Origin of the sequence: Providencia sp. PROV182, assembly GCF_028480325.1 — a bacterium.
Taxonomy (GTDB): Bacteria; Pseudomonadota; Gammaproteobacteria; order Enterobacterales; family Enterobacteriaceae; genus Providencia; species Providencia hangzhouensis.
This window is the reverse complement of sequence record NZ_JAMPOL010000007.1, coordinates 19,192-31,909: the sequence shown is the minus strand read 5'-3', so window position 1 is coordinate 31,909 and position 12,718 is coordinate 19,192. Positions and strand designations below refer to the sequence as shown.

General features: G+C 39.5%; 11 protein-coding genes. All 11 read left to right on the top strand.

Going from position 1 to position 12,718, the window contains the following annotated elements:
- Window positions 1–17 precede the first annotated feature (17 nt).
- From tssC to vasI, 11 genes are read left to right on the top strand one after another with little or no spacing between them, the layout of a single operon-like run.
- Window positions 18–1,496 carry a type VI secretion system contractile sheath large subunit gene (gene tssC, locus PR834_RS06150; protein WP_036957880.1) on the top strand — a complete coding sequence of 493 codons (1,479 nt, stop codon included), beginning with the start codon at window positions 18–20 and terminating at the stop codon, window positions 1,494–1,496.
- Window positions 1,497–1,501: 5 nt separating this feature from the next.
- The gene (gene tssE / locus PR834_RS06145; RefSeq protein WP_094960750.1) at window positions 1,502–1,933 is read left to right on the top strand and encodes a type VI secretion system baseplate subunit TssE; all 432 of its coding nucleotides are present in this window, start codon (window positions 1,502–1,504) and stop codon (window positions 1,931–1,933) included.
- Window positions 1,934–1,940: 7 nt separating this feature from the next.
- Complete coding sequence (gene tssF / locus PR834_RS06140) at window positions 1,941–3,716, top strand: type VI secretion system baseplate subunit TssF (protein WP_272536524.1); 1,776 nt, start codon at window positions 1,941–1,943, stop codon at window positions 3,714–3,716.
- Window positions 3,680–4,717 (top strand): type VI secretion system baseplate subunit TssG, encoded by a 1,038-nt coding sequence (tssG, locus tag PR834_RS06135; RefSeq protein ID WP_036957881.1) that lies wholly within the window; start codon window positions 3,680–3,682, stop codon window positions 4,715–4,717. The genes tssF and tssG overlap by 37 nt, the downstream gene beginning before the upstream one ends.
- Window positions 4,718–4,722: 5 nt before the next feature.
- The gene (gene tagH / locus PR834_RS06130; RefSeq protein ID WP_004908049.1) at window positions 4,723–5,988 is read left to right on the top strand and encodes a type VI secretion system-associated FHA domain protein TagH; all 1,266 of its coding nucleotides are present in this window, start codon (window positions 4,723–4,725) and stop codon (window positions 5,986–5,988) included.
- Between the two features lies 1 nt (window position 5,989).
- Entirely contained in the window at window positions 5,990–6,541 is a 552-nt protein-coding gene (gene tssJ, locus PR834_RS06125; RefSeq protein ID WP_004908047.1) for a type VI secretion system lipoprotein TssJ, read from the top strand.
- A gap of 1 nt (window position 6,542) precedes the next feature.
- Window positions 6,543–7,901 (top strand): type VI secretion system baseplate subunit TssK, encoded by a 1,359-nt coding sequence (gene tssK, locus PR834_RS06120; RefSeq protein WP_004908045.1) that lies wholly within the window; start codon window positions 6,543–6,545, stop codon window positions 7,899–7,901.
- A complete protein-coding gene (gene icmH, locus PR834_RS06115) occupies window positions 7,894–8,649 on the top strand; it encodes a type IVB secretion system protein IcmH/DotU (protein WP_196725215.1) in 756 nt (251 codons plus the stop codon). The genes tssK and icmH overlap by 8 nt, the downstream gene beginning before the upstream one ends.
- An 8-nt stretch (window positions 8,650–8,657) precedes the next feature.
- Entirely contained in the window at window positions 8,658–11,279 is a 2,622-nt protein-coding gene (gene tssH, locus PR834_RS06110) for a type VI secretion system ATPase TssH (protein WP_206277517.1), read from the top strand.
- Complete coding sequence (locus PR834_RS06105; protein ID WP_004256008.1) at window positions 11,276–12,064, top strand: helix-turn-helix domain-containing protein; 789 nt, start codon at window positions 11,276–11,278, stop codon at window positions 12,062–12,064. Before tssH ends, PR834_RS06105 begins: the two co-directional genes overlap by 4 nt.
- Window position 12,065: 1 nt before the next feature.
- On the top strand, window positions 12,066–12,716 hold the full coding sequence (gene vasI, locus PR834_RS06100) for a type VI secretion system-associated protein VasI (RefSeq protein WP_004256010.1): 651 nt from the start codon (window positions 12,066–12,068) through the stop codon (window positions 12,714–12,716).
- Window positions 12,717–12,718 lie beyond the last annotated feature (2 nt).

Here is a 12,718-nt window from a genome sequence, read left to right as displayed (position 1 = left end):
TTATAGAGGATTATTTCATGTCACTAAATACAGAAGCTCTAGGCCAACAAGCCCCAGCATCTAACGGCTCTCTTTTAGATGAAATCATGGCTCAGTCACGTATGTCACCTGAGACTGAAGCGTATGATATTGCAAAGCAAGGCGTTGCAGCTTTCATTAGTAATCTTTTCGCAAATGAATCAGAAGACCAACAAATCAATAGATTATTAATTGATAAAATGCTGGTTGAGCTTGATAACAAACTAAGCGCCCAAGTTGATGAAATTATTCACGCGCCTAAATTTCAAGAAATTGAAGCATCATGGCGCTCCCTGAAATTACTCGTTGACCGTACTGATTTTAGAGAAAATATCAAAATCAATATTCTTCATGCAACAAAAGAAGAGTTATTAGAAGATTTTGAATTTTCTCCTGAAATTGTTCAGTCTGGTTTTTATCAGCACGTTTATTCTTCAGGTTATGGACAATTTGGCGGCGAGCCAGTTGCAGCAATTGTTGGGAACTATGCATTTAACAACACAGCGCCTGATATGAAGTTAATGCAATATGTCAGCACTGTCGGAGCGATGGCACATGCGCCATTCTTATCATCTGTTTCCCCTAATTTCTTCGGCATTAATAGTTATGCTGAATTACCTGCGATTAAAGATCTTAAATCTGTCTTCGAAGGCCCTGCACATACGAAGTGGCGCTCTCTGAGAGAAGCAGAGGATTCGCGTTACTTAGGATTAACGGCACCACGTTTCTTATTACGCTTACCATACTCCCCAACAGAAAACCCAGTGAAAATGTTTAACTATTCCGAAAATGTTAAACAAGACCATGAGCACTACTTATGGGGTAATACCGCATTCTTACTCGCAAGCTGTATCAATGATAGTTTTGCACAATACCGTTGGTGCCCAAATATTATTGGCCCACAAAGTGGCGGTACCGTCAATGACCTCCCTGTACACATGTTCGAAGCGATGGGTGAGTTACAAACTAAAATACCAACCGAAGTTTTAGTTACTGATCGTAGAGAATTTGAACTGGCAGAAGAAGGCTTTATTACCCTAACAATGCGTAAAGGTAGTGATAACGCGGCATTCTTCTCTGCAAACTCAGTTCAAAAAGCCAAAACCTTCCCAAATACCCCAGAGGGTAAAATGGCAGAAACTAACTATAAGTTAGGAACCCAGCTGCCATACATGTTTATTATCAACCGATTAGCTCATTACATTAAAGTGCTACAACGTGAGCAAATTGGCTCTTGGAAAGAGCGCCAAGACCTTGAGCGTGAACTGAATATCTGGCTTAAACAATATGTTGCGGACCAAGAAAACCCGCCAGCAGATGTTCGTAGTAAACGCCCTCTTCGTTCAGCTGAAATTAAAGTGCTTGATGTTGAAGGTGATCCAGGTTGGTATCAAGTCGCAATTCAAGTTCGTCCACACTTCAAATATATGGGCGCAAACTTTGAATTATCACTTGTTGGTCGCCTTGATAAAGAGTAACAGTGATGTCATTCAATCATGGCTGGTCCCCTAACAGCGGAGCCAGCTTATTCGATCGAATTAAGAGGAAAAATGCGAGTTTTTCCTCTCGTTCACGCACAAATACACTCATTGAATCAATTAAACAAAATTTAAATTATGTCCTGAATAGTCGGCCGAATGGTTGCCAAGGCTCACCATGTCTAGGGATACCTGATTTAAATGATGCGACTCAATCTGCGGTTGATTTTAAAACCGAATTAGAGAATAGCATTGCAAGTTGTATCCTCACTTATGAACCTAGGATCACAAGTGTTGATGTGCAATTCATTGAAAATGATGCAGATAGTTTATCTTTACAATTCAGTATTAATGCTTGTATTGACTTAGATAATCAACAGCAACTCATTGAGTTTAATATGTATTTGGATAGTAATCGTAGATATCAGTTAAAGTAACACTCTTATGTCATCAAAAAACTATTTTACGAATGAATCAGAATACTTAAAGGATTTGGCAGAACAAGTTGCGCAAGAAAAACCGCAGCTTGTTAATCTGTTATCCAATAAAATTCAAGATCCTGATAGTGCCCGTATTATCGACGGATTATCATATTTATCGGGTAATTTACGGCAGCAAATCGATAGGCAATTCCCTGAATTAACCAATAGCTTAGCAAATATGCTATGGCCAAATTACGCACGTCCTGTGCCTAGTATGACAATTGTTGAATACCAGCCTAATTATTCTGAATGCCACCACGCGATAAAAATTTCAGCAGGCCAACTCTTTAATGCAACACCTATTTATGTACAAAATGAAAATACCAACCAAGAAACTTTATTTCAATGTCGATTTAGCCAAAGTCGTGATCTCTGGTTAATACCAGCGAAAATTACGCAAACTTTACAAAGAACAACCGCCATTGAAATAACATTTGAATTGGATGGAATACAACCTCTCGCAAACATTGGTTTAAATAAATTATGTTTTTATTTAAATGGTTCTCCATTTACAACAAATCAGCTTTATTTTTTATTAAGTCAGCATATACAGAATGCCTCACTAGTCACAGATGAGCATGTATTGCCACTTAACCAGTTTGCAGTGAAACCTGTAGGTTTTCAAAAACAGGATGCATTACTCCCTTACCCAAAAAATAGTTATGATGGCTACCGCATCTTACAAGAGTTTTTCTGTTTTCCTGAAGCCTTTCTATTTTTGGATATTCAAGGAATGGATGATATTCCCTTAGCTATCCAAACCAAGCAATTCAAACTTGTTATTAACTTTAATAAAGAAATCCCCGATGGGGTTATTCTTCATAACGATAGTATTAAACTGAATTGCACTCCCATAGTGAATTTATTCCGTGCTGACAGTGAAGCAATCAATCTCACAGGAAAAGATGAGGAATATGTATTAAGCCCTAATTACCAATACGCCCACTGTTTTGATATTTTTTCCGTTAATGAAGTTTATGGATTACGCTATCCATCTGAAGCTAAAGCTTACCCGGTCACCTATACCGCATTTGAAAGTTTTTATCATCAAAACCATCACGAGCAAAATGATGGATATTATCGTTTAAAAATAACTCAAAAAGAGCGTACCTATGGTTACGCCCATCGGCTTTCTTTTGTTCGTCAACACGAACACCAATTACAACAATGCGAAGAAACGGTTTCGATTTCGCTCAATTGTACTAATCGCTATATCGCATCCCAGTTATCTACACGCTCAATTGATTTAGACCGTTCATTTATGCCTTATGGGCCTTTATCAGCTAAAAATTTATTCAAACCAACAGTTCCCTTATACCCACTGCTCGATAAAACGTTGTATTGGTCAGAACTAACTAATTTATCCCTAAATTATCAATCTTTACTGAACCTAGATTCATTAAAAAAAATATTACAACTTTATGATTTACCTTCAGTTTATGACAAGCAGACCGCAAGGCAATCCCAAAAGCGTTTAGATGCATTAGTTGATTTACATTCAGAGCATATCGAACGTATCTACAAAGGGCTGCCAGTTCGTGGTTTAAAAACAACCTTGGTAGTACGTCAGAACGCTTTTCTTTCTGAGGGAAGCTTGTTCTTGTTTTGCACTGTTATTGCTCAATTTTTTACCTTGTATACCAGCATTAATATGTTCCATGAGTTAGAGGTTCTTAACCTTGATAATAAGGAAATTTATCAGTGGCCAGCACAAATCAACCAGCACATACTGAAATAATCGATCGCTGGCTGGAACAAGCTGGCCCATCGGTTACAGAGTATAATTTTTATCAACTTGTTGAATTATTAAATAAAATGATTCATCAAAACATGGATATCACTCGTGATAGTAGCGATATTATTCGCTTTAAATCACACTCTAATGTTGCGTTCCCAACGAGAGATGTCGTGTCTTTTGAAAAAAATGCCACTCATCAATATGAGCTAGAAGTTGCTTTTCTCGGGCTACAAGGAAGCCAGTCACCACTTCCTGGTTATTACCTTGATGAATTTGCTTGGGAAGATGCACAGCAAATCCCAGGGATTTCTGATTTTTTAAATATCTTTAATCATCGATTGCTCTCATTGCTCTATCGTATCTGGCGAAAATATCGCTACTACATCTGTTTTGAGAATGAAGGCCAAGATTCCTTCTCCCAATATATGTTTTCTCTTGTTGGTTTAGGAAATGGAGTTAATCGCGGACGGATTAAAATCAATCACAGCAAAATGCTCGCTTATGCAGGGCTTTTAGCGAGTCCGAGCCGTTCAGCAGATGTCATTAGCAGTCTAATATCCCATTGTTTTGACTTAGAAAATGTATCGGTTATTGGTTGGGAAACGCGCCGTGTTCCTATCCCAGAATCACAACAAAATAAGTTAGGTATTATTTCTCATCAACCGGGACAAAAATCTCGCCCTCGAATGTTATTAGGTGAAAATTTTAGTCTTGGATCTCATATACATGATTGCAACGGAAAATGCACTATAGAAATCAGTGAGTTAACTATAGAGCGTTATATGCGTTTTTTACCTAACGGTAGTGATTTCGCTCCTCTCGTCGCCTTCGTTTCTTACATTTTTCATGAGCAATTAGCTTGGGATTTACGTCTTAGTATTGCCGAAGATCAAGCTGAAGGTTTCTGTTTAGGTAAAAAAAATCATAACCAATTAGGTTGGCAAAGCTTTTTAGGGAAACCGGCTAAAAAGCCAAGTGTCACCATTACGGTATTGGAATAAAAGACATGGATAAACATCAGCCAACAATTTCATTTAGCATAACGAATAGTGAACAACTAGAAAGTGGTTACCTACCGAGTGCAACATTGACCCAACATGGCGGCCTAATTGGTAGTGGCAATCAATGTGACTGGAAAATTCAAGACGGTGATGGTGCTATCTCTGCCAGCCAGTTTACTGTTTTCTGGAAAGATCAGCATTTTTGCTTAAAAGTAAACTCAGGCTCTGTTTACATTAATCACGCGATTATACCGTTACATCTTGATGCGGTGAAGCTTGCCCAAGGAGATCAAATTAGAGTGGGCAAACTGGTTATTACAACCAATATTAGTTTAACTGGGCAGCCTGTACAAAATATGATGGCAGCGACACCGCAATCTATTGTTGCAAAAGATCATAATCCTTTAGATTCATTATTTGATATTGATACGGTAAATAATGAAAACAAAGAGTCCCCATTTGTTCCAACTGTTCAAGGTGCTCTCACTACAGATCCCTTACAAGCGCTAGAAAATGAAAATCTCAGTTTAATTTCTAAGAGTCAATCCGTCGTCTCAGAACCTTCTTTATTGAGTGACCCACTCTCTTATTCACCTGCCCTTGCGATATCAGATAATCAAGAGAATACCATGGTACAAGAATTTATTGATTTACCCAAAATTACACCTTTCGAAGATGAACACATGACCGATATTGATCATGTTGCCATTAACCCTCTCATGAATGGTTTAGGTATCCATCTTAATTTAGCGAGCTCTCAACAAGCTAATGACTTTCTCATAGAGCTCGGTAAAACAATGAAAGCTGCTGTTGAAGGTTTACTCGCTTTGCAGCAACAGCAGGAGAGTTTACAGGATAAGCAACTTCGCCCTATTGAAGATAACCCGCTACGTCTAAACAGTAGTTATGAAGATACGATGAAATTGATGTTTACAGATGAACGTAGCCCTGTTCACCTTTCAGCACCTTCCGCCGTCACTGAAAGTCTGCACAATATGCAGTTACATTACCATGCAAATCAAGAAGCGATATCGACAGCTTTAGCAACAATGCTTGCGGCTTTTTCTCCAGAACATTTATTAAACCGTTTTTCCCAATACCGACGTGCTTCAGATAACACGCCAATGACTGATGGCTGGGCATGGGAAATGTACAGTAACTATTACAAAGAGCTTTCTTCATCGCGGCAGCAGGGTTTTGAAAAATTATTCTATGAAGTTTATTCCCATGCTTATGACCGAGCATTAAGAAAAGGCCTAGAGGAAGCTTAAAATGCAGCTTAGAACTTTCTCAGTGTTACTGTTATTTGCCTCATTTTTCATTTTGAGTGGGTGCAGTAAAACGTTACAGACAGCGTCAAAAGTGGGGCAAATTCTATTGGACCCGTCGATTCCCGTTGGCTATCCAAAAGATCAGCCATCCACTGTTGATTTAACCATCCTCGCTGAACCCTATATTAATCCTAATCAGGAAGATGAAGCTGCACCGATAAATATCCAAATTGTTTATCTTAATGAAGATTCTTTATTTGGCTCTTTAGATCATGACCAGATAGAAGCTAAAGATGGGGACTTAGAGAAAGTTCTGAAGAAAAATTATATAGACCACCAAGATTACACTATCTTGCCGGGCCAATATAAGCCCTTCCCGACGATGACACTACAGGCATCTAATCGTTATATCGGCATTATTGCCTATTATTCAGACCCTGATAATGCGGAATGGAAAAAAATAGTTAAAGCCCGAGGAAAAGGACGACACTACTTTATTTTAGCTCACATTAGAGAAAACGAAATCGAATTTAGACAAGAAGAGGATGATTAATATGTCGACTAAAAATAGAGTAATTTGGCGTGAAGGGCTATTTATCAAACCTCAACATTTTCAGCAACAGCAACGTCATCAAGATTACGTTACTGAAAGTATTTTAAAGAGCTTTATCTCTCATTTTTGGGGATTCAGTACGTTATCGTTAAGTAACGATTTATATTCGTTAGGTCGTATTGGTATTCAAGAAGCTTCTGGCGTTATGCCAGACGGCACAATTTTCTCTATTCCAAACCAAGATTTATCACCACAACCAATTGATATAAAAAACATTACTGATAGTGATAGTAATGTCATCTACCTTGCCTTTCCTTTAGCTAATGGGAACGTTGGTGAAATCTCAAATGAGCATAATGGGAGCCGTTTACTTTCACGTTATAGTGAAAGTACAGAAAATGTTCGTGATTTACATACTGAAAATGGTGATTTAAGTACTATCCACGTTGCACGATTAAACCCTATCCTCAAGCAAGGTAAAAGTGGCTTAGACGCTTACGTGGCATTGCCCATATGCCGTATTAGAGAACGTAATGCCAACGGAAGCTTAACGCTTGATAACGATTATATTCCAAGCCTCCTGAATATTCGGGCATCGCTATTACTCAATGAATTTCTTACTGAGATTGAAGGCACTTTGTATGAACGAGGTAAACAAATAGCCTCCCGAATTGGTGCCCCTGGCCAGCAAGGTGTTGCGGATGTCGCTGAATTTATGATGCTACAAGTACTCAACCGTACCTATCCACTTTATTCACATTATGCGCAAGAGCCAGTCATTCACCCTGAAAAGCTTTTTCGGGATTTATTGGAACTTTGTGGCGAGCTACAAACATTCACGAATTCGTCTCGCTTACCCGATACCATTGCAAAATATAAGCACTTTGATTTAACAGATAGTTTTCTCCCATTAATAAAAAGTATCCGTGAAGCATTAAGTGTTGTCTTGACGCCGCGTGCAATTCCTATTCCGTTACAAATCCAAGAACACGGTATTCGAGTGGCGACTATTCATGACAAACAACTACTCCAAAAAGCGGAATTTATTATTGCAGTTAAGTCACAGATGCCACAGGAACAACTACGCCGGCAGTTCCCACAGCAAACTAAAGTGACCACGGTAAATAATATTCGTAGCTTGGTCAGTGTTCAAATACCGGGAGTCCCTTTATCCCCTCTTTCAACTGCTCCACGGCAATTACCTTATCATTCTGGGTATAACTACTTCCATTTTGATCAACAAGGTAATGAATGGAAGGGGATCCAGCAGGATGGCAATATCGCCTTCCACGTTTCTGGCAATTTCCCTGATTTAGATATTCAGTTATGGGCAATAAGAGATGGAGCACTCTATGACTGATAATATTTTGCTTAATCACGATGTTGATAGCGGTATTTCACAGAAGAATTACCAAATCCCACTTAGGGGTAACAACATTAACCCAATGATCGATGCTGCAACGCCACTTTTAGGTATGGTTTTACGAATGAAAGCGATGTCTGAAACGCCACTTTCAGAGAAACTTTACCAGCAAGTGGTCATGGACATCACGTCTATTGAACAGCAACTGCAAATACAAGGTTACGAGCCTGGGGCCATTGTTTCGTTTCGTTATGTCTTGTGCACTTTCATTGATGAAACAGCGCTTGGATTGGGCTGGGATCAAGAAAATGGCTGGGTAAAACAGTCATTACTTGTCCACTTTCATAATGAGTCATGGGGTGGCGAAAAGGTCTTTATCTTAATTGAAAGATTATTAGGTGAGCCCAAACGTTACCTCGACCTCATTGAGTTTATCTACCTTTGTCTCTGTCTTGGATACCGAGGTCGTTACAAAGTATCTGCGGGGCAAAATGATGAATTCAACCATTTGCTTAGACGCTTACAAAAACAAATACAACAACTTAAAGGCGATGCAAAACCGATTATCCTGTTTGAAAAAGGGGATAACAAGCAGAGCCGTTACCGTTTAGGTAAGCGGTTAAGCGTACGTTACATCATCATTGGTGCGGTAATATTAGCATTTATTATTTATCAGATTTACTCATCCCAACTGAATTACCAAACACTCAGAATTGTGGAACAACTTAATACTTTACTCGGCTAGGACGCATTATGATCCAAATTGATCTCTCAACACTTGTTAACCGATTACACCCGATTGCTAAGCATGCGTTAGAAAGCGCAGCAGCCTACTGTGTAAGCCATCAACAACCTGAAATTACGATTGCTCAGTTTCTTCAGAAACTCATTGAAACGCCATTAACTGACATTCGCCTAATCAGCCAGAAGAGCACTTTGGATATTAATAAGCTGTCAGAATTATTAGATATTCAAATTCCACCTCATCAAGCCATTACACAGAGCTATCCGAGCTTCTCTCCTTTATTGGTAGAGTGGATGAAAGACAGCTGGTTACTTGCATCAACAGAATTCAACCACAGTGAACTTCGCTCAGGAGTTCTCTTTCTCACATTATTACAAATGCCGTTACGTTACCTCCCAAAACCGGTTGCAGACATGCTTTCGCAAGTTAATCGAGAGCAATTAAAACTCAGTTTTGATAAGTGGACAGAAGGATCTGCTGAATCGCCTTTTGACGAACAAGCACCTCAAAATAACGGCAAAATCGCGTCGGACTCATTGTTAGCAAAATTTACGCAAAACATGACCGAACAAGCTCGAAATAATGAGCTCGACCCTGTTTTATGTCGCGATCATGAAATCGACCTTATGATTGATATCCTTTGCCGCCGTCGGAAAAATAACCCTGTCGTCGTTGGGGAACCAGGCGTTGGGAAAAGCGCGCTTATTGAAGGCCTCGCATTGCGTATTATCGCCGGTGAAATCCCTGAAAAATTAAGAGGATGTGAACTTCTAACCTTAGATTTAGGTGCATTGCAAGCTGGTGCAGCGGTTAAAGGTGAATTTGAGAAACGCTTTAAAGGCATCATGCAAGAAGTTTCTCAATCTCCTCACCCCATAATTCTATTCATTGATGAAGCGCACACATTGATTGGTGCAGGTAATCAACAGGGTGGCCTAGATGTTTCCAATTTATTGAAACCTGCATTAGCGCGCGGTGAATTGAGAACAATCGCCGCAACCACCTGGAGTGAGTATAAAAAATACTTCGAAAAAGATGCTGCACTAGCCCGCCGTTTTCAGTTAGTTCAAGTTAAAGAACCCACATCTGCAGACGCAATTATCATTATGCGTGGTTTACGCGCTATTTATGAAAAAGCACACAATGTTTTTATCGATGATGAGGCACTTCGAGCTAGCGCTGAACTCAGTGAACGTTATATTTCAGGACGTCAATTACCTGATAAAGCCATTGACGTATTAGACACTGCATGTGCAAGGGCAGCGATCAATTTATCTTCGCCGCCAAAAATGCTCTCTTCATTAAAAACAGATCTCCAGCAAATAGAGATGGAGACAGCGATATTAAAAAGAGAACATCATCTTGGCTTGGATAATCACTCAGAACGCCTTGAGGAATTAGCATCAAAAGCAAATGAGATTGAGCAAAAAGCTTCCGATATACAACAAGCATGGGAACAACAACAAGCGCTTGTTTCGCAAATTATTACTTTGCGCTCAACGTTATTAGACGATGAGAATACTGAGCCCCAATCTGAAGAAACTTGCCAAGTTGATGAGCTGAAACAGGAATTGCAAACATTAGACCAGCAACTTGCTCAACTACATGAAACACATTTGCTTGTTTCGCCACACGTCGATAAAAAACAAATTGCAGCCGTTATCGCAGAATGGACAGGCGTACCATTAAACCGATTATCGCAAGATGCTTTATCTATTGTTACAGACCTTCCCTGCTATTTAGAAGAAAGCATTAAAGGGCAATCATTAGCAATACAGTGCTTACATAAACATTTGTTAACGGCACGCGCTGATTTACGCCGCCCAGGTCGCCCTCTTGGTGCATTTTTATTGGCAGGGCCAAGTGGTGTCGGTAAAACAGAAACCGTGATCCAAATTGCACAATTAATGTTTGGTGGAACTCAATACCTAACGACTATTAATATGTCTGAGTTTCAAGAAAAGCATACGGTATCTCGTCTCATCGGTTCGCCACCAGGTTATGTCGGCTATGGTGAGGGGGGGATATTAACAGAAGCTATTCGTCAGAAGCCTTATTCTGTTGTACTACTTGATGAAGTCGAAAAAGCCCATCCAGACGTTCTAAATTTGTTCTATCAAGCATTTGATAAAGGCGAGATAGCCGATGGTGAAGGACGAGTCATTGATTGTAAAAATATCGCATTCTTCCTAACGTCTAATTTAGGTGACCATGTGATTACCGCGTATGCGGACAAGCCTGATGAGCTGCAAGATGCACTTTATCCTGAGCTCACCACATTTTTTAAACCCGCCCTACTGGCCCGCATGGAAATTGTTCCTTATTTACCTCTTTCGGCTGATATTTTACGGCAAATTGTTGATAGTAAGCTGACGCGTCTTATGATCTTATTGAAACAACGTTTTAATGCAAAAATCCAGTTAGAAGATAGCGTCCCTAATGAAATTTTACGTCGAGCTTCTCGCGCTGAAAATGGTGCTCGTATCTTAGAATCAATTATTGACGGTGCCTTATTACCGCCTCTTTCTTTGTTGCTCCTTCAATTCAGTGCCCGTAATGAAACCATCTCCCATATTCGTTTAACAACGGAAAATGATGAATTTATTGCGGAGGTTAACAAAGAAAAATGAAAGCAAGACTAAAAAATGCACTTGCTCTTCTTGAGTGCCGTGACGTAGAAGCGCTAGCCGTTCAATTTTTGACATATAGTTTTTCGCGTAGCGTATTCAGCGGGCTAATTATTTCATTGGTCAATAAAACCGAAAATAGATTAGAAAGCTGGAACATTGACCACTCACTCCAAGTTCAAAGCCATTTTTTAGACACTGATATTACTGATGCCGATCACCCTTTAATTCAACTTGTATTAAAGGGTGAACCCACATTTTGGAAGAATTTACAGCAAGGTAGCTACATTAATAACGCGTCATTACGTGATTTTATTTCGCAGCTTCCTGTTAATACTGGGCTGTATAGCTTACCACTGCATGATCTGAACCATAAACCATGCGGTGCCATTATTCTTTTAGGGCAGGCCAAAGAGTTAGAAAATTTCGAACAAGGCATTTTCCCTATTTATTGCGAGCTCTTTCATCAGCAATTAAAACGCATTCTTGAATTGGCAAATACGCAACAAAAAATTTCGCACTTGCAATATCTCAATCAGTTGCAGAAAGAAAAGGAAGTAAGCCTCAATGAGGCCTTAAACATATTAACGGCATCAATCACAAGTATGGAACCAATAACAAATAACCCAAAAGATATTAATGATTTAGAGGCTGCTGTAGAGAGCTATGAAAAAGAAATTTTATTAAACAAGCGGCGTGAGCTAAAGGGAGATATCAACGCAATGGCAGAACACCTCAACATATCTAAGCGTGCGCTGATATATAAATTGAAGAAGTACGGAGTATAAAATGAAAATACTGAAACTCTTTTTTTGCTCTTTGATGCTAGTTTTCTTCGCTTTGTCTGGAAAAGCTGAAAGCAATATTAGCCAGAAGATCGCTGAAGAACTCACCCAGTGTCGTCTAGAATCTTCTCAGCTTATTCGCTTAGATTGCTATGACAAAATAGCGCTGTCCTCGACGCCTGCAGCAAATACTTCACCTAATATTGCTCAAATGGGGAAAACTTGGCGCCAAGCTTATGAACACGAAATGAAACGTGTCGAAAATAGTGCGGGTTTCTTAGTCTCAGTACCTGAAAATGGTGATTACCCCGTCATTATGACTATCCCTGCCATTGGTTTTCAACCTCCGCGCCCTGTTCTCATGTTGAGCTGCATCGACAACATTACCCGTATGCAGATTATTTTACCCAATAAACAAGATGCAGGCAGTGTCATGGTCTCGACTGATAGAACGCAATTCACTGCAGAATGGTTTTTACGCGAAAATGGCTATGTATTGGAATCAAGCCGTGGTTTACCTGGCATAGATGAAATCAAGCGTTTATTAAATGGCGAAAAATTGACTTTAAAATTAACTAATAACGAAAAACTAACGTTCAATATTTCAGGGATGTCCCAAGAAATTAAACCATTAAGAGCCGCTTGCCACTGGTAAAA